Genomic DNA, 19792 nt, shown 5'->3' on the forward strand with positions numbered 1-19792 from the left:
GGCGCTCCGGACTAACCTTAGCGAATGGCTCTCAATCTCCTAAAACTGTGCGTCGGCTGCGACAGCGTCGAGGATCTCGAGGAATGGATCGCGTTCCGTCTTGACGAACGGCGACGGGCCGGTGAACCGGTCGAACACTGGCACACCACGCGCATGGTGCCGACGCGGGGCGCCGAGATCACCGATGGCGGTTCACTCTACTGGGTGATCAAGGGCAACGTGCAGTGCCGCCAGCTGATCACCGAAATCCGGCCGTTCACAGACGATGAGGGCATCGGCCGCTGCCATTTGATGCTCGATCCGCAAGTCGTGCGCACTGACTGGCAGTCGCGGCGGGCTTTCCAGGGCTGGCGCTACCTGAAACCCTCGGACGCGCCACTCGATCTCGGCAAGGGCAAGGCCGGGCTGGTCGAGATGCCGCCGAAACTCAGGCGCGAGCTTGCCGACCTCGGCTTGCTGTAGGTCTCCGCGCACAAGCGTTGCCTGTCCTGGCGCGGGCTGTTTCTGGCCCTCAATCTTGCCTCGCACTGGACTTGCAAGCGGAGCCACAACGCCACATCTTGAAATTCATGCGCGATCAAAAGCTGTCGAACTTGACGAAAGCCGCGGCGTTCGCCGGGCCGGCCTGCATGGCGGCCTCTTCCCGCCCGAGGGAAGGCCATCATTCCGGCGCAGAAAAAGTGTTTGATGACATCACGCGGCTGTCCGGGCCGACAGGGTATCCGCGGGGCGGTGGGAAATGTTAGGCGCAATTATCGTTCTGGTCGCATTGCTGCTGGCGCTCTTGGCCGTAGTCTCGGCCTTCCTCCGGGCAGACCCGGCCCGGCTCGCGAGCGGGACGAGAACACTGGGTCCGGTGCTGCTGGCGCTGGTGGGCGGCGCCGTGCTTCTGGTCGGTCGAAGCGGAATCGGCGGCGTCATCCTGTTCGTGGCAATCGGCTGGTATGCCGCCACGCACGCGAACCGACCCAAGGTCAGTTCGGCGTCGGGAAAACGCTCAACGGTGCGGACGGCAGCACTCGAGATGGAACTGGATCACAATACGGGCGGCCTTGAAGGACTGGTTCTGGCCGGCCGTCACGACGGCAAGATGCTTGGCGCGATGGGCCTTGCGGAGCTGCAGCATCTCTACCGCGAACTCTCCGGCGATGCGGAGAGTCGCCAACTGCTAGAGACGTATCTTGACGGCAGATTTCCCGTCTGGCGCAAAAACACTGAGACGAACGGTGGCGAAGGGCTGGGTGTTGCGCCAGGTCCGGGCTCCATGACTAAGGAGGAGGCCTACAAGGTCCTTGGTCTTGAAGCGGGGGCCGCCGCGGCGGATGTCCGCAAGGCGCACCGCCGCTTGATGCAGCGCCTGCACCCCGATGTCGGCGGCACGTCTTTCCTGGCGGCGCGAATTAACGAAGCCAAGGACGTCTTGCTCTCCAATCACAATTAGTTCTCCTTCGACGCAACAATTTTCCGGGAGATCGCTTCCACGCCGTCCTATTGCTGGACGGCGTAGCACTCGATTTTCTTCTTCTTCAAAGCAGTGCAGGCCTTCCAGGCGGCGTCCTTCGATCCGAAGCCGCCGAAGCGGGCGCGGTAATAGGTGACGCCGTCCTTGTCGAAGGCGACGGTGAAGCCGGCGGCATCCGCCAGCACCTTGGGCGCCTGCTTGGTGGTCTTGTCGAGGAATGCCTGGGCTTCCGACTGCTTAGGCGACGATGCGACCTGGATGGCCCAGCCCGACGGTACCGACGCCGTGTTGACCGGATCGACAGCCGGTGTCGGTTCGGCATAGGCGGCCACGACCTGTGCCGTGGCGACCTTGGGGGCAGCGACGATGACGGTCTTCACCTTCTTTGCCGGGACTACCAGCTTGGGTGCCTCGGCCTGAGCGGTCTCCTCGTCCTCGCTGTCGCCCTGGGCGACGGTTGCGTCGTCGGCGACAGCTGTGTCGTCTTCAGCGACGGCTACCGGCTTTTCATCCGGGGTCGGCGCGTCGTGCTTGGGCAGCAGAACCTTGGCAAGTGCCTTGATCGGATTGTTGCTGTCAGCCTTGGCGACCAGATCGCCACCACCGCGGGTCGATGCCCTGGGCATATAGGTGTTGATCAGGCTTGCCATCTGGTTGTCGCGGCTGCCGCCCGACGTTCCGCCCATGACAACGGCGACGAGCCGGCGGTTGCCGTCGGAGACGGACGAGACGAGATTGAAGCCGGAGGCGCGGGTGTAGCCGGTTTTGATGCCGTCGACGCCCTTGATGCGTCCAAGCAGGCGGTTATGTCCGTTGATGCGCTGGCGGCCGTAGAGAAAGGAGCGCTGCGAGAAATAGCCATAGTACTGGGGAAAATGCTCCCGCAGTGCGATGCCCAGCGTGGCCATGTCGCGCGCGGTGGTGAACTGGCCAGGATCGGGCAGGCCGTTGGCGTTGCGGAAGACGGTGCCGTTCATGCCGAGCTGCCGCGCCTTGGCGGTCATCATGCGGGCAAAGGTGGTTTCATCACCGCCGAGCATTTCGCCGAGCGCGGTGGCCGAATCATTCGCCGACTTGGTGACGATCGACAGGATCGCGGTCTCGACCGTGACCGAACCGCCCGGCTTCACGCCAAGCTTCGTCGGCGCCTCGGCGGAGGCATGGGCCGAAAACACCACCGGCGAGTTTCTGCTGATCTTGCCCTTCGCCATGGCTTCGAAGGTCAGATAGAGCGTCATCATCTTGGTCAGCGACGCCGGATAGCGCCTGCCGTTGGCATCCGCGGAGTACAGCACCTTGCCCGTCTTGGCGTCCACGACAATGGCTGCCGGCCGCGCTGCCAGCGACGTGGCGACGTCAGCGCAAACGAATGTCATCGCCAAGGCGAAGACCATGATCGCTTTGAGGGGGGAGGTGGATTTGGAAACGATGCCCAACAACGCCTGACGCACTGATATTTCCCTTGAATTTCTTCGTTGCGCTGGAGGCGGCAAAGGGTCCTGCCTCACTTCCGGCCAAGCTACCGGGGCAGCGTTACCAATCCGTTTATGGTAACCGCCGCGTTCACCATTTTCTTCGGGCTTGAAACTCACTTTATTTGATTTTTAGCCATTGCCTGCGCAGGCAGGCTCCGCACGCAGGCCAAATATTGACTTTTGTGCGTCGCACAATATATTTGAGTGCATTGCACAAGGGCGCCCCGAAGAAGGACGCCTCAACCGTCAAGGGAATCGTGAAATGACCCAGACCTATGAGGACTTCAGCAAATACGGCAAGGAATTCGCCGATACCGGATTGAAGAGCTTCGCTTCGCTCTCCAAGGGCGCGCAGGCGATCGCGACCGAAGCCGGCGAATACACCAAGAAGAGTTTCGAGGCCGGCAGCGCCGCTGCAGAGAAGCTTTTTTCGGCCAAGTCGCTGGAAAAGGCGATCGAGATCCAGTCTGACTACGCCAAGCAGTCCTACGAGGCGTTCGTCGCCGAGGCCACCAAGATTGGCGATCTCTATGCCGAACTCGCCAAGGAAGCCTACAAGCCGTTCGAATCGATCGTTGCCAAGGCGAAGTAATTTTCGCCCGACAGCTGCAAGTCAGGCCCTTTGGGTCTGGGACAAACCCGGTCGCGGAAGCGCGGCCGGGTTTTTTCATGCCAATTTCCGCTCCAGGGCGGCGTAGCGCTTCACGATTGCGAAAATCCGCGAAGTTTGGTCACCTAGCCATATTGTCAGCTAACCAGAAGGGCTTAAAATCGTCCATCGAACACCTACATGTCGAACTCGCATGAGGATTCGAAGAGGCAGGATTACGTGACGATCGGTTTGACTGCCACGAAACAAGTGGCGCGGATGCAAAACGGCGGCGGCGACGGCAATGAGGCCGGCCGCGGGACGGCCGTGATCACGCGCACCAAAACCAAAACCAAGAAGCCCAGCCTTTACCGGGTCCTCATCCTCAACGACGACTACACTCCGATGGAGTTCGTGGTTCACGTTCTGGAGCGTTTTTTCCAGAAGGACCGCGAAGCCGCCACACGCATCATGCTCCATGTTCACAATCATGGAGTGGGCGAGTGCGGGGTCTATACATTCGAGGTGGCCGAGACCAAAGTGTCTCAGGTCATGGATTTCGCCCGACAGAATCAGCATCCGCTGCAATGCGTGATGGAGAAGAAGTGAGGTAACATGCCGGCTTTCTCCCAAGGCCTGGAAAAGGCGCTTCACCAGGCGCTGACGCTCGCCAATGAGCGGCACCATGAATACGCAACCCTAGAACATCTGCTGCTCGCGCTGATCGACGACACCGAGGCGGCCGCCGTCATGCGCGCCTGCAACGTCGATCTCGACGAGCTGAAGCACACTGTTCTCACCTATATCGACACCGAGCTCGACAACCTCGTCACCGGATACGACGAGGACTCCAAGCCGACCGCGGGGTTCCAGCGCGTCATTCAGCGCGCGGTCATCCACGTGCAGTCGTCGGGCCGCGAGGAAGTGTCGGGCGCCAACGTGCTCGTCGCCATCTTCGCCGAGCGCGAGAGCCACGCCGCCTATTTCCTGCAGGAACAGCAGATGACCCGCTACGACGCGGTCAACTACATCTCGCACGGCATCGCCAAGCGCCCGGGCGCATCGGAGACGCGCTCGCCGCGCGGTGCCGATGACGAACAGGGCGGCCAGAATGGCGCCGAGCCGCAAGAGGAAGGCGGCAAGAAGAAGCAGCAGCAGGACGCGCTGACCGCCTATTGCGTCAACCTCAACAACAAGGCCAAGGCCGGCAAGATCGATCCGTTGATCGGGCGCGAGTCGGAGATCAACCGCACCATCCAGGTGCTGTGCCGCCGCTCCAAGAACAATCCGCTCTATGTCGGCGACCCCGGCGTCGGCAAGACGGCGATCGCCGAGGGCCTGGCCAAGCGCATCGTCGAGGGCGATGTTCCCGAAGTGCTGCACAACGCCACCATCTTCGCGCTCGACATGGGCACGCTGCTGGCCGGCACGCGCTATCGCGGCGATTTCGAGGAGCGGCTGAAGCAGGTCGTCAAGGAGCTCGAGGATTATCCGGGCGCCGTTCTGTTTATCGACGAGATCCATACGGTGATCGGCGCCGGCGCCACGTCGGGCGGCGCGATGGACGCGTCCAACCTGTTGAAGCCGGCTTTGTCGTCGGGTGCGATTCGCTGCATCGGCTCGACCACCTACAAGGAATTCCGCCAGTTCTTCGAGAAGGATCGCGCTCTCGTGCGGCGCTTCCAGAAGATCGACGTCAACGAGCCGACCATCGAGGATGCCATCGAGATCATGAAGGGGCTGAAGCCCTATTTCGAGGAATTCCACAAGGTCCGCTACACGAGCGAAGCCATCAAGGCCTCGGTCGAGCTGTCGGCGCGCTACATCAATGACCGCAAGCTGCCGGACAAGGCGATCGACGTGATCGACGAGACCGGTGCCTCGCAGATGCTGGTGCCTGAAGCCAAGCGCAAGAAGACCATCGGCATCAAGGAGATCGAAGCAACGATCGCCACCATGGCGCGCATCCCGCCGAAGACCGTTTCGGCCGATGACGAGAAAGTGCTGCAAGGCCTCGACATCGAACTGAAGCGTGTCGTCTATGGCCAGGACACCGCCATTACCGCGCTGACCTCGGCGATCAAGCTGGCACGTGCCGGCCTGCGCGAACCGGAGAAGCCGATCGGCTCCTACCTGTTCTCAGGCCCGACAGGCGTCGGCAAGACCGAAGTCGCCAAGCAACTCGCCGCCTCGCTCGGTGTCGAGCTGATCCGCTTCGACATGTCGGAATACATGGAACGCCATACCGTTTCACGGCTGATCGGCGCGCCTCCCGGCTATGTCGGCTTCGACCAGGGCGGCCTGTTGACCGATGGCGTCGACCAGCATCCGCACTGCGTGCTTTTGCTGGACGAGGTCGAGAAGGCACATCCGGACCTGTTCAACATCCTGTTGCAGGTGATGGATCACGGCAAGCTGACCGACCACAACGGCAAGCAGATCGACTTCCGCAATGTGATCCTGATCATGACCACCAATGCGGGTGCATCGGATGCGCAGCGCGCGGCGATCGGTTTCGGTTCGACCAAGCGCGAAGGCGACGATGTCGAGGCGATCAATCGGCTGTTCACGCCGGAGTTCCGCAACCGTCTCGATGCGATCATCCCATTCGGCTCGCTGCCGGTGCCGGTGATCCATCAGGTGGTGCAGAAGTTCGTCATGCAGCTCGAGGCCCAGCTCTCCGAGCGTGGCGTCACCTTCGACCTGTCGCCGGATGCGATCGCCTGGCTCGCCGACAAGGGCTATGACGAGCGCATGGGCGCGCGGCCGCTCGGTCGCGTCATCCAGGAGCACATCAAGAAGCCGTTGGCCGACGAGGTGCTGTTCGGCAAGCTGAAGAAGGGCGGCACGGTGCGCGTCACCGTCGAGAAGAAGGAAACCGGCGAGACCGGCCTGAAGCTCGAATCGCTGGCCGACGAGGCGCCGGTGCAGCCGAAGAAGGAAGAGCCGGAAGACGCACCCAAGCCAAGGAAGGCGGTGGCCAAGAAGCCCGCGGCAAAGAAGGTTGTGGCGCAGAAGCCGGAGCCCAAGGGCAAGGATGGCGGCAAGCGCAGCCTTGTACCGCAACTGCCAAGAAAGAACTGATCATTTCGCAGTCGAGAAAAGCCCCGGAAACGGGGCTTTTTTCATTCGAACAATGGGGTGGCCATGGCCGGCCAGATCATCATCCTCAACGGCGCGCCGCGATCGGGAAAGTCGAGCATCGCCAGAGCCATTCAGGAAAGCTTCGATGGCCCGTGGATGAATCTGGGCGTCGATAGCTATGAGCGGATCACACCCCCGCGATATCGTCCGGGAATAGGCCTGCGCCCTGGCGGCGAGCGACCTGACCTCGAGGTCTTCGTGCCCCGCTTCTATGCGGCCCTCTACGAATCGATCGCGGCCCATAGCCGGCTGGGCCTGAATGTCGTGACGGATGTCGGCCATCACGATGCGTATTCGAAGCCCCTCGACTGCCTGATCGATTGTGCGCGCCGGCTCGCCGGCCTGCCAGTGCTGTTTGTCGGCGTTCGCTGTCCAATTGAAATCATCATGGAAAGGCGAGCCGCCAGCGAGGCGGGCAGGGGTTATGTCACCGGCTCGCCGGCTGATCCCGTACCTTCGCCGGTGCGTCTGTGGCAGGATGAGGTACACCGGCCGGGCGTATATGACCTTGAGGTCGACACTTCATTGCTGAGCCCGGTGCAATGTGCGGATGCGATCCGCGAACGGCTTCTACCGGGAGCGGCGAACCCGACAGCCTTTCAGGGGCTTGTAGATCCGTCCCCCCGCAACCCACCAGCGTTCCTGACTATAGCGACGCAGCTTCCGGGCGGGCCAAAGGAACCTCGCTCGCGAAACGTGAAGCAATCGTCGTCCGGGACAATACCACGCCGGTGATTTTCCAGATGGCGACCGAGATCAGTATGCCCGCGTAACCGTCCAGGGCGTAGTGCCACCCAAGAACCACGGAGCCGAGCATGATGATCGCCGCGAATATCCACAGTGCGACGCCCAGCCGTGGAGACAGCCTCGTTACATACAGTGCAAAAAGCACGGATGACGCGACATGAATGGAAGGGAACGCTGATATGCCCATGGTTCCTGAGGACACACCCTCATAGCCGTTCCACAATCGGTCCTGCAGGGACAGGGCCCAGATCGGATACTGGCTATTCGCCGACTGAAGTGCGTCCATCAACGGCTGATAGAGATCGCCGAAGCCCAACCTTGCAAAGTAGCAGGGGCCGGCGGATGAGAATGTCAAAGCAACGAAGAAGCCGCCGATCAGCCAGAGCAGCATGAAGCTGAGCAGGAACTGATGACGCAGAAGAGTATCGCGGGTCGCCGCGACACTTGAAAAGACAGTCACGATCAGCACCGCAAACCAAAAATTATAGCAGAAATTGAGAAGACGGAGGGCTAGCGGGCTTTCAAGAATCCACCAAAGCCATTGGTAAGAAGCGCGCCCGAAATGCAGCTTGGTGCTGAAGTGAGCGATGGCCTGGTCCCAGGAGAAAGGCGCCAGTACCGCGATCGCGCCCTTCAACACTGAAAACCCCGAAACAAAAATCAGGATCGCGACAAGGCCGTTCACGCCATTGGCAATGCGGTTTCTATCGGCCAGCAATTGCCGGAAGGAAACCAGCAAATGGTTGGCTGGCGATCTTGCGCGGTGGAACAACGCCAGTTGAAGCAGCCGGAAGGCTGCATATGCACATCCAAAAATCCAGAAATAGACCACCAGATAAAAGGCATACTCGTAAAGCAACCCGAAATCCGGCAAATTTCCGACCCGGGCGCCAACCGCAAAGCCTAATCCCAGAGTAAACAGCGCAACCGCATGAATAATACGGTGCCGAAGAAACGATTCGACCAAGAGTTTTGAAAAAGCGGCCTCACCATTGGCCCCGGACCGCCGGCTCAAATATTCTAAAGTATCTTGCAATGCATGTCCCTCGCGCAGGAAAAATGCCTCGCAAGGGCTTGCTGGAATATTAAGAATGCCGCCGCCGGGTGATGTTCCAAGTCGCTGCGATGATCGCTCGGTTTACAAAGACTTAAGATTCAGCCGGCAGGGCGGCGCGGATCTTTTCGGCGTTCTCAGCCAGCACTTCGGGCTTTTCCATTGCACCGGTATGCGGCTTCAGGGGGATGCCGTCGAAGCGCGGGATGACATGCACATGCAGGTGGTAGACGGTCTGCCCGGAGGCCGGTTCGTTGAACTGCAGGATGGTGACGCCATCGGCGTCGAGAGCCTTCTTCACGGCCAGCGCCACTTTCTGGACGACCGTGAAAAGCGGGCCGAAGGTCGACGGGGCAGCGTCGAGCAGATTGCGCGACGGTGCCTTTGGCGCCACCAGCGTGTGGCCCGGCCCCTGCGGCATCACATCCATGAAGGCCACGACCGCATCGTCTTCGTAAACGCGGTGCGAAGGAATTTCGCCGCGCAGGATCTTGGCGAAGATGTTGTCGGTGTCATAGGCGGCTTGGGCCATGGCGAACGCTCCGGATTCTACCTCGCCATCCCGTGTAGCGAAGCTCTTCCGGAGCGGCAAGACGATGCGACGGGCGATCAGGCGAGATCGACCATGCCAAAACCTGCTTACTCCTCCTCCAAGTCCTTGCGGAACGGGGTATGCTCTTCCAGATATTCGCCCATCCGCTCGACTTCGCGCCGCTCGCGCCTGAGATAGTCGGCGACCGCGTTGCGCAGGCCAGGATGCGAAATGTAGTGGGCGGAATGCATTGTCACCGGCCTGTAGCCGCGCGCCAGCTTGTGCTCTCCCTGCGCGCCAGCCTCGACCACCTTCAACTTGCGTTCGATGGCGAAATCGATGGCCTGGTGGTAACAGACCTCGAAATGCAGGAAGGGGTGATCCTCGATGCAGCCCCAGTTGCGGCCATAGAGCGCGTCGGAGCCGATGAAATTGATGGCGCCGGCAATGTAGCGCCCGTTGCGCCTGGCCATCACCAGCAGGATGTCGTCCGCCATGCGTTCGCCGATCAGCGAGAAGAACTGGCGGTTCAGATAGGGGCGGCCCCATTTGCGGCTGCCGGTGTCCATGTAGAAGGTGAAGAAGTCGTCCCAGGCTTTCTCGGTCAGGTCCTTGCCGGTCAGCCACTCGATGGTGACGCCATCGGCAAGCGCTTCGCGCCGTTCCTTCTTCATCGCCTTGCGCTTGCGCGAGGCAAGTGTGGCGAGAAAGTCGTCGTAAGTCGAAAAGCCTTCGTTGAAGAAGTGGAACTGCTGGTCGGTGCGATGCAGGAAGCCCGCGGCCTCAAGCGTCGCGACGTCGCTTTCCTGCGCGAAGGTGACATGCGCCGAGGACACGCCGAGCTTGTCGGTCACCATTTTGAGGCCGGCGGCGAGCCCGGCCTTGACCGCATCGGGATCCTCGCCTTTGCCGACCAGCAGGCGAGGGCCGGTGACGGGCGTGAACGGCACGGCGCATTGCAGTTTCGGGTAGTAGCGGCCACCGGCGCGCTCGAAGGCATCCGACCAGCCGTGGTCGAACACATATTCGCCCTGGCTGTGCGACTTGAGATAGCAGGGGACCGCACCCAGCAGCCTGCCTTGCGCGGTCTCCAGCCGCAGGTGATGTCCTTGCCAGCCGGTGCGCCGCACGGCGCAGCCGGAATCTTCCAGTGCGCTCAAGAACGCGAATGAAACGAGCGGGTTATAGCCATTTTCCGCATCGCCGCGCGTGGTGCCGGCAAAGCCGTTCCATTCATCGCAGGTGAAAGCACCAATGCCGGCGGCGATGCGGATCGAATAGTCCGCGTTTGCTGTTTGCTGGTCGCCGTCGTCGCCCTGATCCATGAGGCTTATTTAAGCTCCATTCGGGCTGCTACAAGTCACGTTTCAGACACACCGCTCAGGCGACTTTGACTAGGTCGGGTTCGAACCCTTCGAATGTCATCTGATCTGCATATTTGAAGGTCAGATCGATCGCGGGCTGGTCATGGACCGTCCAGGTGATGACGGGCATCTTGAGCTTTTCACGCACGAAGCTGACGAACGGGTTCGGCAAGTCGCCGGCGGCGTAGGAGGTGAAGGAGATCTCGTGCGCCAGCATGGAAAAATGCGCTTCGATCAGTTTGAGGTCCTTGCCGTAGGCGGTCAAACCAGCGGGAATGCCTGGCGCATGTTTCGGGAAATCGCGGATCAGCCAGTGATCGAACGACATGATCGCCGCCTTGCCCTTGTAACGCTTGAGCATCTTGCCGACACGCGCCACCAGGCCTTCATCGCGGCCGGGAATCCCTTTCAGTTCGACGACCATGGGGACGCGGCCGTCAACCAGGTCGAGCGCTTCCTGCAGCGTCGGCAAATGGTCGGATGTGCCGCCAACCTTGAGCGCGGTCAGTTCGGCCGCGCTGCGTTGCCAGACGAAACCATCCTGTCCGGTGAGCCTTTTCAGGTCGTCGTCATGGATGATGATGGGAACGCCGTCCGACGACAGATGCACGTCGCATTCGATGGCGTAGCCGCGTTCAGCCGCGGCGGCGAAGGCCGACAGCGTGTTTTCCCAGCGCGTCTTGTTCATGTCGTGGAAGCCGCGATGGGCAACCGGCCGGGCCGTCAGCCAGGATAGGTCGGTCATGTCAGCCTCATTCGACTTCGAAGATCGCTTCGATTTCCACTGCGGCATTAAGCGGCAGGGAGGCGGTGCCGACAGCGGAGCGGGCGTGCTTGCCGCGCTCGCCAAGGGCGGCGACCAGGAAATCGGAGGCGCCGTTGGCGACCAGATGCTGCTCGACAAAGTCAGCCGTGGAGGCGACGAAGACGGTGATCTTGACCAGCCGGCGGATCTTCTCGAGATCACCGAGCGCGGCTTTGGCCTGTGCCAGAATGTTGATTGCGCAGTATTTTGCCGCGTCCTTGCCGCTTGCCGTGTCGACGTCGCGGCCGAGCAGGCCGCTCGCCTGCAGCTTGCCGTCCTTGAGCGGCAATTGTCCGGCGGTGAACAGCAGATTGCCTGACCTGCAATAGGGCACGTAGTTGGCGGCAGGTGCGGCGGCGACAGGAAGCGCCACGCCAAGATCGCTTAGCCGCTTTTCGATTGTTTCACTCATTGCTTTTCCCTATTGCTGGAAGGCGCCGCGATGGCCGGGCCGAAATTGCTATTTTTGCCTCGCTTCCGCCACGACTTTTTTTAAGCTGGACCATCTTTCCCTGCGGCCTGCCATCAGCCGCGACGATCGGAGTACCTCATGCGCGCAACGCGCCTTGCATTCCACGCCGTCCTGTTGTCGGCGGTCTTCTCGATAGGACCAGCTTTCGCCGTCCCGGCGCTGCAGGCGCACCGCGCCGTGTATGACCTCACCCTCAACAAGGCCTCCGACCGGTCCGGCATAACAGGCATATCCGGTCGCATGGTCTACGAATTCAACGGTTCGGCCTGCGAAGGCTATACGGTGAAATTCCGTTTCGTGACCCAGATCGTCACCAACGACAACACGAGACTCACCGACCAGCAGACGACGACTTTCGAGGATGCCGAAGGCAAGACCTTTTCGTTCGTGACCAAATCCTTTGTCGACCAGAACCTCGACAAGGAGGTCAAGGGTATCGCCACGAAAGATGCGAAAGGGCTGAAGGTCGATATCGACAAGCCTGAGAAGAACAGCCTGGAACTCGCCGCCACCCAGTTTCCGACCCAGCATCTGGTCGAGCTGATCGGCAAGGCCGAGAAAGGCGAAAACTTCTACCAGACAAACCTGTTCGACGGCTCGGAAGACGCCAACAAGGTGATGACGACCACCGTCGTCGTCGGCAAGAAGACCGAGGCCGACAAGGCCGATCCGGAAGCTCCGGCGCTGGCGAAACTCGCCACCGACAAATACTGGCCTGTCGACATCGCCTATTTCGATGACAGCGCCCAGAACGGTGAAGAGGTGCCGGAATACCGGATCAGCTTCAAGCTGCATGAGAACGGCATCACCCGCGATCTCACCATGGACTATGGCGACTTCTCGATGACGGGCAAACTGGTCAATCTTTCGCTGTTCGACCAGACAAAGCCTTGCCCGGTATCGAAATAGCCGGGGCGCGCAATTGAGCTGGCCGCGGCGGGCTTGATGGCGGTCTACGTCGATGCGGCGATCTGGAAGTGGGCCGGCCATCGCTGGTGCCACCTGATGGCCGACGATATCCACGAATTGCATCGATTCGCCGCCGAACTGGGCGTCAAGCGCTCGTCCTACCAGGGCCCGCCCAAGACATCGGCTCCGCACTATGACATAACCGGCCTGGAGCGCGACCGCGCGGTGCGGCTCGGCGCCATCGAATGCAGCCGCGAGGAGATCGTCGCGATCTTCCGGCGCGTGCGGGTGCCCAATGGAAAGGCCAAGCCATGACGCCAACTGCATTTCTCGCCTATTGCGCCGCCGTCACACTCGCCGCCGCCACACCGGGACCCGCGATGTTCGCGGTCATCACCAACGGCGTGTCGCGTGGTTTCCTTCGTGCCTTCATGGCCGGCATTGGGGTCGCCGCCGGCGATGCGGTGCTGGTCACCCTGGCGCTGCTCGGGCTGGTGGTGCTGGCCCAGACCTTCGAATGGATATTTCTCCTGCTGAAATATGCCGGTGCTGCCTATCTGATCTTTCTCGGGATGAGGATGTGGCGCGCCTCGGCCGCGCAATCGGATGAGCCGCGGACGGCCGAGGCGAGATTGTCGCGGTCCTTCTTGCTTGGCGCATCCATTGCGCTGGGGAACCCGAAGGCAATCCTGTTCCATGCCTCGATCATGCCGTTGATCCTCAACCTCGAGACGCTCACCTTTGTCGATGGCCTGCTGGTGGTGGCCGTCGTCATCAGCGTCAACGTCCTCACCATGGGTGCCTATGCGGCGCTTGCGGGCCGGGCTTCGGGCTGGTTCAGGACACCCAGGCGCATGCGGCTGATGAACCGGTTTGCCGGTAGCGTCATGATCGGTACCGGAGCGCTGATTGCCGCACGCTGAGCCGTAAAACGGCACCCCGCTTGCGTTTGTCGCGCTTCCCCTCTATATGCGCGCTCATTCCACACACGGACTTTGGTGTCTGCCCGGGAGAAATCCGGCTGAAACCTCCGGTGGCGTTCGAGGACCTGGTCCGAAAATGCCTGTGTCCGTGGAGGCTAACCGGAAAGGAAAATAAGAATGGCTCTGCCTGATTTCAGCATGCGCCAGCTTTTGGAAGCTGGCATTCACTTCGGCCACCAGACCCACCGCTGGAATCCGAAGATGGCGCCCTACATCTATGGCGCCCGCAACAACATCCACATCATCGACCTCTCGCAGACGGTGCCCTTGCTGCACCAGGCGCTGAAGCAGGTTTCCGACACCGTCGCCAAGGGCGGCCGCGTGCTGTTCGTCGGCACCAAGCGCCAGGCGTCGGACATCGTCGCCGATGCGGCTCAGCGTTCGGCCCAGTACTATGTCAACTCGCGTTGGCTCGGCGGCATGCTGACCAACTGGAAGACGATCTCGAATTCGATCCAGCGCCTGCGCAAGCTCGACGAGATGCTGGCCGGCGAGGCCCAGGGCCTCACCAAGAAAGAGCGCCTGAACCTCGATCGCGAGCGCGAGAAGCTGGACAAGGCGCTGGGCGGCATCAAGGACATGGGCTCGACGCCCGACCTGATGTTCGTGATCGACACCAACAAGGAAGCGATCGCCATCCTCGAGGCCAAGCGCCTTGGCATCCCGGTCGTCGCCATCATCGATTCGAACTGCGATCCGGACAAGATCGATTTCCCGATCCCCGGCAATGACGACGCGGCCCGCGCCATCCAGCTCTATTGCGACCTGATCGCCAAGGCTGCGATCGACGGCATCGCCCGTCAGCAGGGCGCGCTCGGCGTCGACATCGGCGCTTCGGTTGAAGCTCCGGTCGAGCCGGCGCTCGATCCGGCTCCGGCATCGGAAGCCCCAGAAGCTTGATAACAACCCGGGCTTGATAATCGAAGGCCGGCGACGGCCTTCATCTTTCTCATATTTTGGCACGCTAAACAGACGCACCATCGAGTACCGATGGTGCGTCGGTGCATTTAAAACAAAGAGGCGACAATGAGCATTTCGGCTGCACAGGTCAAAGAACTCCGCGACTTGACCGGCGCGGGCATGATGGACTGCAAGGCGGCGTTGAACGAGACCAACGGCAATATGGAAGAGGCCGTCGACTGGCTGCGCAAGAAGGGCATTTCGAAGGCCGACAAGAAGGCCGGCCGCACCGCCGCCGAAGGCCTGATCGGAGTCGACAATGGCGTGCGCGAGGCCGCGGTCGTCGAGGTCAATTCCGAGACCGACTTTGTCGCCCGCAACGCCGCGTTCCAGGAAATCGTCGCCAACGTTGCCAAGGTCGCTCTCGCCTATGGCGCGACCGAGGCGGTTGCCGCCGCCAAATATCCGGGTTCGGACAAGTCGGTCACCGACACCATCAAGGACGCTGTCGGCACAATCGGCGAGAACCTGGGCTTCCGCCGCTCGGCGAAGCTGACCGTTCCGCATGGCGCGGTGGCGACCTATGTCCACAACGCGGTTGCCGACGGCCTTGGCAAGCTCGGCGTGCTGGTGGCGATCGAAACCACGGGCAATGAGCATGCGGCCAACGCGTTCGGCCGCCAGGTCGCCATGCACGTCGCCGCCACCAACCCGATGGCGCTGACGGCAGAGCAGATCGACCCGGCCGCGGTAGAACGCGAAAAGGCGATCTTCTCCGACCAGGCGCGTCAATCCGGCAAGCCGGAAGCGATCATCGAGAAGATGGTCGAAGGCCGCATGCGCAAGTTCTACGAGGAAGTCGTGCTCTTGAAGCAGGCCTTCGTGCTCAATCCCGACATCACCGTCGAGAAGGCGCTGAAGGATGCCGAGAAGGAAATCGGCGCGCCGGCCAAGATCACCGCCTATCTGCGCTTCGCGCTTGGCGAGGGTATCGAGAAGGAAGAGACCGATTTCGCGGCGGAAGTCGCGGCGGCGGTCAAGAAGTAAGCTTCCTACCGCTTTATTCCGACAGTGTTTTTCGGCCTGATGTCCGCATGGATGTCAGGCCGATTTCTTGTGCGGTGTCGATAAACGCCCTCAGCTTCGGCGCCATCGCCGCCCGGCGCGGGAAATAGAGGAACAGGCCAGGTTCCTCGATCGCTGATTGCGGCAGCACCTGCACCAGGCGGCCGACCGCAAGATCCGCGCGCGCCAGCGGTTCGAACATGTAGGCAAGGCCCACTCCGGCAAGCGCGAGATCAATCGCGGCCAGCGAATCCGTGACGATGGCCGTTCCGCCGGTTTCCATGACGACATCCTTGCCGTCCTCCGCCAAATCCCAGCGATAGAGCGCGCCGGAGCGAACCAGCCGGTAGCCGATGCAATTGTGGTTGGCGAGATCTGCTACGCTGCGCGGGCGGCCACGGCGTCCGATATAGGCGGGAGAGGCGACGATGACGGCTTTGAACGGAGGCGTGAGCCGCACAGCGACCATATCCTGCGCGATCATCTCGCCCAGCCGGATCCCGGCGTCAAAACCTTCGCCGACGATGTCGACCAGTCCCTGATCGGCGAAGACCTCCACCGTGATGTCCGGATAGCGCTCGGCCATGGCGGCAACGACCGGCGTCACCGCCAATGGGATCGCGATGTTGGAGGCATTGATCCTGAGCAGGCCGGACGGCTTGCCCTTGACGCTGCGGATACGATCCATCCGTTCGGCAATATCCTGGAGGGCAGGGGCCGCCGTTTCCACCAGTGCCTTGCCGGCCTCGGTGAGCGAAACGCTGCGCGTCGTGCGCGCAAACAGCGGCTGACCAATGCGCTCCTCGACAAGGCGCACCGCATGGCTGACGGCGGACGGACTCATGCCGAGTTCGGCGGCTGCAAGCGCGAAGCCGCCGCGCCGGGCAACGGCAACGATGACAGGCAGATGGCTGAGCAGATCCCGATCCATTCATGAATGATATCGCATGGTCCTTGCGAACAATGCAATCTTATCGATGCCAAGACACCGATCCACATTGTCGCCGACACATCCGCGGTTGGCTGATGGCATTGAGGAGAAGAGACATGAATGCGTTGAAGCACGTAACTTTCGCGGCCGGCATGGCGCTGTCACCGGTCGATGCCGGCGGGGCGGAACCATCCGGCTGGCAGGCGCTAGCGGATGAACGCGCGGTCATCCGGATCGCCGATGCCATCGACCGCGCCGTCGACGCGCAGGACTGGAAACTCGCGCGCAGCTATTTCGCGGATCGGGTTGCCGCCGACTTCAGCAGCCTGTCGGGACAGCCCGCGGCCATCATCGCCTCCGACGATCTGATCGGCGCCTGGGCCTGCAACCTCAAGGGTTCGAAGACAAGCCTGCACCTGCGCACCAATCACCAGGTCGTTCTCGAGGCGGACACGGCGACCGTCCTGTCCAACGGTTATGCCTGGAACCGGATGGAAGGCAATGGCGACCCGCTTTGGGAGGTCTGGGGCACGTATGAGCACAAGCTGACGCGCGCCGCCTCCGGTTGGAAGGTCGATGGCTTCGCCTTCCGCATGACGCACGAGCGCGGCAACCCCTGGGTCAAGGCGACGCCGGGCCAGTGATGCGGCGGCATCAACCATCAAGCATTGGAAGACGATCATGACCATGACCTATTACACGCTCGGCAACAGCGGCCTCAGGATCAGCCGGCTGGCGCTGGGCACCATGACGTTCGGCAAGGAGTGGGGTTGGGGAGCAGACAGGGACACGGCCCGCGCGATGTTTAACGCCTATGTCGAGGCAGGCGGCAATTTCTTCGACACGGCGGACCTCTACACCGGTGGCACCGCCGAAGCCTGGCTTGGCGAATTCATCGCCGAGCGGGGCTTGCGCGATAACGCGGTGATCGCCAGCAAGTTCACCATGAGCATGCAGCCCGGTAATCCCAATGCCGGCGGCAACGGCCGCAAGAACATCATGCGCGCGATAGACGCTTCACTGAAGCGGCTGGGCACCGACTATATCGATCTCTACCTCATGCATGTGTGGGACAGGCTGACGCCGGCCGAAGAGGTCATGCGCACCCTGGATGACCTGGTGCGGGTGGGCAAGGTGCGCCATGTCGGCCTGTCCGACGTGCCGGCCTGGTATGCGGGGCGGGCACAGGCGATCGCCGAGCTGCGCGGATATGAACCGGTTTCGGCGCTGCAGCTCGAATACTCCCTCGCCGAGCGCTCGATCGAGAATGAGTTCGTACCGTTCGGCACGCGCCATGGCGCCGGCATCATGGTCTGGAGCCCGCTGGCCAGCGGGCTGCTCAGCGGCAAATATCGGCCGGTCCAGGCCGGAAACGCGGGCCGGCTCGACGGGTTTCGCAACTCGACGCATCCGGGCTTCCAGAAATTCACGGAGCATAACTGGGCCATCGTGGCCGAGCTCGAGAAGGTTGCGTGCGAGCTCGGCCGCAGCATGCCGCAGGTCGCTCTCAACTGGGTGGCGACGCAGCCCGGAATCGCCGCCGTTATCCTCGGTGCGACGACGCTCGGCCAGATCAAGGACAATCTTGGCGCGCTGGACTTCGAGATACCGGCAGGGCTTCGCAACCGGCTGGATTCGGTCAGCGCAACGCCGGCGTCGTTTCCCTATTCCTATTTCGGGCCGCAGATACAGGCGCGCGTCACCGGCGGCGCGGCAACGGGCGACAAGCCTCCCGGCTACGCCTCGCCGGTGCTTGTCGAGGGCGAGCCGGCCAGCGTATCCACCGACTGATCGATCGGCCAGGGGTTGCCGTGAATTCGCCGATTGGGCGCCGCGTGACATCGCGGCGCCCTTCGTGTATCGGAACTCGGCATCGCGCCAATGTTCGGGACGCGGCGCCTGCGCGAGGGCGGCCAGCCCAGGCGCGCCACATGCAAAATGACGAGGACCAAATGACGGTGAAGCCCCTCTACCGACGTGTCTTGTTGAAAGCGTCGGGCGAAGCGTTGATGGGCGAACAGCATTTCGGCATCGATGTCTCGGTCGTGGATCGCATTGCCGCCGACATCGCCGAGGCCCGCGCGCTGGGCATCGAGGTCGGAGTCGTCATCGGCGGCGGCAACATCTTCCGCGGCGTGGCCGTCGCCTCCAAGGGCGGTGACCGCGTCACCGGCGACCATATGGGCATGCTTGCCACGGTCATCAACTCGCTGGCACTGCGCACCTCGCTGCACAAAATCGGCGTCGATGCTGTGGTGCTGTCGGCGATCGCCATGCCAGAACTCTGCGAGAGTTTTTCGCAACGCCAGGCAGACGCTTACATGAACCAGGGCAGGGTGGTGATCTTTGCCGGCGGCACCGGCAATCCGTTCTTCACCACTGATTCGGCCGCAGCGCTTCGCGCGGCTGAAATCGGCGCCGACGCGTTGTTCAAGGGCACGCAAGTCGACGGTGTCTATTCGGCCGACCCCAAAAAGGACCCGCATGCGACGCGTTTCGAGCGCATCAGCCATGCCGAAGTCATAAATCGCGGCCTTTCCATCATGGATACTGCTGCGATTGCACTTGCGCGTGAAAACAACATTCCGATAATCGTCTATTCGATCCACGAAAAAGGTGGTTTCGGCGATATTCTGAGGGGCGGCGGCCGCTGCACGGTCGTCGCGGACGATTGATCCGGGGCCTGATCCCTTGAAAAGGGAAACCGGCTTTTCGAAAATCAGGCTCGAACGGGGCCTTGCCCCGAAGCAGTGAACCCGCGGCAGACGGGTCGAGGAGACTAAGATGAGTGGTGAGTACGACGATCTCAAGCGGCGCATGGATGGGGCAATCGCCGCGTTCAAGCATGACCTGGCTTCGCTGCGGACCGGTCGCGCCTCCAGCAATCTGCTCGATGCCATCCAGGTGCAGGCCTACGGCACCACCATGCCGATCAACCAGGTCGCCAACGTTACCGTTCCGGAACCACGCATGATCTCGGTGTCGATCTGGGACAAGTCGATGGTTGGAGCCGTCGACCGCGCCATTCGGGAATCCAATCTGGGCTTCAACCCGATCGTCGACGGCACCAATCTCAGGATTCCGCTGCCGGAGCTCAACGAACAGCGCCGCAAGGAACTGGTCAAGATCTCGCACGGCTACGCCGAGAACGCCCGCGTCGCCGCGCGCCATGTGCGCCGCGACGGCATGGACTTCCTGAAGAAGGCGGAGAAGGACGGCACCATCAGCGAGGACGATCAGCGCAAGCGTTCGGACCAGGTCCAGAAGCTCACAGACGAAACGATCAGCACCATCGATCAGCTGCTTTCCGACAAGGAAGCTGAAATCATGCAGGTTTAGGGTTGGCCGCAGGCTGACCCG

At 61.8% G+C, this 19792-nt stretch carries 22 protein-coding genes; 15 read left to right on the forward strand and 7 right to left on the reverse strand.

What is annotated here, in order from left to right; genetic code table 11:
- The first annotated feature begins 24 nt into the window (after nucleotides 1–24).
- The gene (locus FJ977_RS18045; protein ID WP_140773513.1) at nucleotides 25–462 is read left to right on the forward strand and encodes a DUF1489 family protein; all 438 of its coding nucleotides are present in this window, start codon (nucleotides 25–27) and stop codon (nucleotides 460–462) included.
- Nucleotides 463–739: 277 nt separating this feature from the next.
- A complete protein-coding gene (locus tag FJ977_RS18050; RefSeq protein ID WP_140773515.1) occupies nucleotides 740–1441 on the forward strand; it encodes a DnaJ domain-containing protein in 702 nt (233 codons plus the stop codon).
- Between the two features lie 47 nt (nucleotides 1442–1488).
- On the opposite strand, the gene FJ977_RS18055 is transcribed toward FJ977_RS18050, so the two are convergent.
- The gene (locus FJ977_RS18055) at nucleotides 1489–2913 is read right to left on the reverse strand and encodes a D-alanyl-D-alanine carboxypeptidase family protein (protein ID WP_140773516.1); all 1425 of its coding nucleotides are present in this window, start codon (nucleotides 2911–2913) and stop codon (nucleotides 1489–1491) included.
- Between the two features lie 286 nt (nucleotides 2914–3199).
- On the opposite strand from FJ977_RS18055, the gene FJ977_RS18060 reads away from it, so the two are divergent.
- The 4 genes from FJ977_RS18060 to FJ977_RS18075 all read left to right on the forward strand — a co-directional run bounded on the left by FJ977_RS18060 (nucleotide 3200) and on the right by FJ977_RS18075 (nucleotide 7405).
- Nucleotides 3200–3529, forward strand: coding sequence for a phasin family protein (locus tag FJ977_RS18060; RefSeq protein ID WP_140773518.1), 330 nt, complete (start codon nucleotides 3200–3202; stop codon nucleotides 3527–3529).
- Nucleotides 3530–3805: 276 nt separating this feature from the next.
- Nucleotides 3806–4135, forward strand: coding sequence for an ATP-dependent Clp protease adapter ClpS (clpS, locus tag FJ977_RS18065; RefSeq protein ID WP_010909565.1), 330 nt, complete (start codon nucleotides 3806–3808; stop codon nucleotides 4133–4135).
- Nucleotides 4136–4141: 6 nt separating this feature from the next.
- A complete protein-coding gene (gene clpA, locus FJ977_RS18070) occupies nucleotides 4142–6610 on the forward strand; it encodes an ATP-dependent Clp protease ATP-binding subunit ClpA (protein WP_056576958.1) in 2469 nt (822 codons plus the stop codon).
- Between the two features lie 63 nt (nucleotides 6611–6673).
- Nucleotides 6674–7405 (forward strand): chloramphenicol phosphotransferase, encoded by a 732-nt coding sequence (locus FJ977_RS18075; RefSeq protein ID WP_246683141.1) that lies wholly within the window; start codon nucleotides 6674–6676, stop codon nucleotides 7403–7405.
- Here the strand turns inward: FJ977_RS18075 and FJ977_RS18080 are convergent.
- The 5 genes from FJ977_RS18080 to FJ977_RS18100 form a co-directional block, all read right to left on the reverse strand.
- Entirely contained in the window at nucleotides 7317–8453 is a 1137-nt protein-coding gene (locus FJ977_RS18080; protein WP_140773520.1) for a phosphatase PAP2 family protein, read from the reverse strand. The genes FJ977_RS18075 and FJ977_RS18080 overlap by 89 nt on opposite strands.
- Before the next feature lie 112 nt (nucleotides 8454–8565).
- On the reverse strand, nucleotides 8566–9003 hold the full coding sequence (locus tag FJ977_RS18085) for an HIT family protein (protein ID WP_140773522.1): 438 nt from the start codon (nucleotides 9001–9003) through the stop codon (nucleotides 8566–8568).
- 107 nt (nucleotides 9004–9110) lie between these two features.
- Nucleotides 9111–10328: a GNAT family N-acetyltransferase gene (locus tag FJ977_RS18090; RefSeq protein ID WP_140773524.1), complete on the reverse strand. Its 1218-nt coding sequence runs from the start codon at nucleotides 10326–10328 to the stop codon at nucleotides 9111–9113.
- Nucleotides 10329–10383: 55 nt separating this feature from the next.
- Nucleotides 10384–11112 carry a glycerophosphodiester phosphodiesterase gene (locus FJ977_RS18095; protein WP_140773526.1) on the reverse strand — a complete coding sequence of 243 codons (729 nt, stop codon included), beginning with the start codon at nucleotides 11110–11112 and terminating at the stop codon, nucleotides 10384–10386.
- A 7-nt stretch (nucleotides 11113–11119) separates the two neighbouring features.
- Nucleotides 11120–11584: a RidA family protein gene (locus FJ977_RS18100; protein ID WP_140773528.1), complete on the reverse strand. Its 465-nt coding sequence runs from the start codon at nucleotides 11582–11584 to the stop codon at nucleotides 11120–11122.
- A 138-nt stretch (nucleotides 11585–11722) separates the two neighbouring features.
- Here FJ977_RS18100 and FJ977_RS18105 point away from each other — a divergent pair, with 138 nt between their 5' ends.
- The 5 genes from FJ977_RS18105 to tsf all read left to right on the forward strand — a co-directional run bounded on the left by FJ977_RS18105 (nucleotide 11723) and on the right by tsf (nucleotide 15483).
- Nucleotides 11723–12553, forward strand: coding sequence for a cell envelope integrity EipB family protein (locus FJ977_RS18105; protein WP_140773529.1), 831 nt, complete (start codon nucleotides 11723–11725; stop codon nucleotides 12551–12553).
- 36 nt (nucleotides 12554–12589) lie between these two features.
- Nucleotides 12590–12868: a DUF4031 domain-containing protein gene (locus tag FJ977_RS18110; protein WP_140773530.1), complete on the forward strand. Its 279-nt coding sequence runs from the start codon at nucleotides 12590–12592 to the stop codon at nucleotides 12866–12868.
- The gene (locus FJ977_RS18115; RefSeq protein WP_140773532.1) at nucleotides 12865–13476 is read left to right on the forward strand and encodes a LysE family translocator; all 612 of its coding nucleotides are present in this window, start codon (nucleotides 12865–12867) and stop codon (nucleotides 13474–13476) included. Before FJ977_RS18110 ends, FJ977_RS18115 begins: the two co-directional genes overlap by 4 nt.
- Nucleotides 13477–13653: 177 nt before the next feature.
- Nucleotides 13654–14436 (forward strand): 30S ribosomal protein S2, encoded by a 783-nt coding sequence (gene rpsB, locus FJ977_RS18120; protein WP_023777441.1) that lies wholly within the window; start codon nucleotides 13654–13656, stop codon nucleotides 14434–14436.
- Between the two features lie 126 nt (nucleotides 14437–14562).
- Nucleotides 14563–15483 (forward strand): translation elongation factor Ts, encoded by a 921-nt coding sequence (gene tsf / locus FJ977_RS18125; protein ID WP_140773534.1) that lies wholly within the window; start codon nucleotides 14563–14565, stop codon nucleotides 15481–15483.
- 13 nt (nucleotides 15484–15496) lie between these two features.
- Here the strand turns inward: tsf and FJ977_RS18130 are convergent, their stop codons facing one another.
- Nucleotides 15497–16432: a LysR family transcriptional regulator gene (locus tag FJ977_RS18130; protein ID WP_140773536.1), complete on the reverse strand. Its 936-nt coding sequence runs from the start codon at nucleotides 16430–16432 to the stop codon at nucleotides 15497–15499.
- A gap of 116 nt (nucleotides 16433–16548) precedes the next feature.
- Here FJ977_RS18130 and FJ977_RS18135 point away from each other — a divergent pair, with 116 nt between their 5' ends.
- From FJ977_RS18135 to frr, 4 genes are all read left to right on the forward strand, one after another.
- The gene (locus tag FJ977_RS18135) at nucleotides 16549–17076 is read left to right on the forward strand and encodes a nuclear transport factor 2 family protein (protein WP_140773538.1); all 528 of its coding nucleotides are present in this window, start codon (nucleotides 16549–16551) and stop codon (nucleotides 17074–17076) included.
- Between the two features lie 37 nt (nucleotides 17077–17113).
- Nucleotides 17114–18223 carry an aldo/keto reductase gene (locus FJ977_RS18140; RefSeq protein WP_140773540.1) on the forward strand — a complete coding sequence of 370 codons (1110 nt, stop codon included), beginning with the start codon at nucleotides 17114–17116 and terminating at the stop codon, nucleotides 18221–18223.
- Nucleotides 18224–18384: 161 nt separating this feature from the next.
- Complete coding sequence (pyrH, locus tag FJ977_RS18145; RefSeq protein ID WP_140773541.1) at nucleotides 18385–19107, forward strand: UMP kinase; 723 nt, start codon at nucleotides 18385–18387, stop codon at nucleotides 19105–19107.
- A gap of 109 nt (nucleotides 19108–19216) precedes the next feature.
- Nucleotides 19217–19771, forward strand: coding sequence for a ribosome recycling factor (frr, locus tag FJ977_RS18150; RefSeq protein ID WP_140773543.1), 555 nt, complete (start codon nucleotides 19217–19219; stop codon nucleotides 19769–19771).
- The last annotated feature ends 21 nt before the right edge of the window (nucleotides 19772–19792 follow it).

The sequence above is a fragment of the Mesorhizobium sp. B2-1-3A genome (assembly GCF_006442655.1).
Lineage (GTDB): Bacteria > Pseudomonadota > Alphaproteobacteria > Rhizobiales > Rhizobiaceae > Mesorhizobium.

What these genes read in the sequence shown, in the direction of transcription:
- FJ977_RS18045 (WP_140773513.1), top strand. Translation starts at nt 25, where the DNA reads ATGGCTCTCAATCTCCTAAAACTGTGCGTCGGCTGCGACAGCGTCGAG.
- FJ977_RS18050 (WP_140773515.1), top strand. Translation starts at nt 740, where the DNA reads ATGTTAGGCGCAATTATCGTTCTGGTCGCATTGCTGCTGGCGCTCTTG.
- FJ977_RS18060 (WP_140773518.1), top strand. Translation starts at nt 3,200, where the DNA reads ATGACCCAGACCTATGAGGACTTCAGCAAATACGGCAAGGAATTCGCC.
- clpS (WP_010909565.1), top strand. Translation starts at nt 3,806, where the DNA reads ATGCAAAACGGCGGCGGCGACGGCAATGAGGCCGGCCGCGGGACGGCC.
- clpA (WP_056576958.1), top strand. Translation starts at nt 4,142, where the DNA reads ATGCCGGCTTTCTCCCAAGGCCTGGAAAAGGCGCTTCACCAGGCGCTG.
- FJ977_RS18075 (WP_246683141.1), top strand. Translation starts at nt 6,674, where the DNA reads ATGGCCGGCCAGATCATCATCCTCAACGGCGCGCCGCGATCGGGAAAG.
- FJ977_RS18085 (WP_140773522.1), bottom strand. Translation starts at nt 9,003, where the DNA reads ATGGCCCAAGCCGCCTATGACACCGACAACATCTTCGCCAAGATCCTG.
- FJ977_RS18090 (WP_140773524.1), bottom strand. Translation starts at nt 10,328, where the DNA reads ATGGATCAGGGCGACGACGGCGACCAGCAAACAGCAAACGCGGACTAT.
- FJ977_RS18095 (WP_140773526.1), bottom strand. Translation starts at nt 11,112, where the DNA reads ATGACCGACCTATCCTGGCTGACGGCCCGGCCGGTTGCCCATCGCGGC.
- FJ977_RS18100 (WP_140773528.1), bottom strand. Translation starts at nt 11,584, where the DNA reads ATGAGTGAAACAATCGAAAAGCGGCTAAGCGATCTTGGCGTGGCGCTT.
- FJ977_RS18105 (WP_140773529.1), top strand. Translation starts at nt 11,723, where the DNA reads ATGCGCGCAACGCGCCTTGCATTCCACGCCGTCCTGTTGTCGGCGGTC.
- FJ977_RS18110 (WP_140773530.1), top strand. Translation starts at nt 12,590, where the DNA reads ATGGCGGTCTACGTCGATGCGGCGATCTGGAAGTGGGCCGGCCATCGC.
- FJ977_RS18115 (WP_140773532.1), top strand. Translation starts at nt 12,865, where the DNA reads ATGACGCCAACTGCATTTCTCGCCTATTGCGCCGCCGTCACACTCGCC.
- rpsB (WP_023777441.1), top strand. Translation starts at nt 13,654, where the DNA reads ATGGCTCTGCCTGATTTCAGCATGCGCCAGCTTTTGGAAGCTGGCATT.
- tsf (WP_140773534.1), top strand. Translation starts at nt 14,563, where the DNA reads ATGAGCATTTCGGCTGCACAGGTCAAAGAACTCCGCGACTTGACCGGC.
- FJ977_RS18130 (WP_140773536.1), bottom strand. Translation starts at nt 16,432, where the DNA reads ATGGATCGGGATCTGCTCAGCCATCTGCCTGTCATCGTTGCCGTTGCC.
- FJ977_RS18135 (WP_140773538.1), top strand. Translation starts at nt 16,549, where the DNA reads ATGAATGCGTTGAAGCACGTAACTTTCGCGGCCGGCATGGCGCTGTCA.
- FJ977_RS18140 (WP_140773540.1), top strand. Translation starts at nt 17,114, where the DNA reads ATGACCATGACCTATTACACGCTCGGCAACAGCGGCCTCAGGATCAGC.
- pyrH (WP_140773541.1), top strand. Translation starts at nt 18,385, where the DNA reads ATGACGGTGAAGCCCCTCTACCGACGTGTCTTGTTGAAAGCGTCGGGC.
- frr (WP_140773543.1), top strand. Translation starts at nt 19,217, where the DNA reads ATGAGTGGTGAGTACGACGATCTCAAGCGGCGCATGGATGGGGCAATC.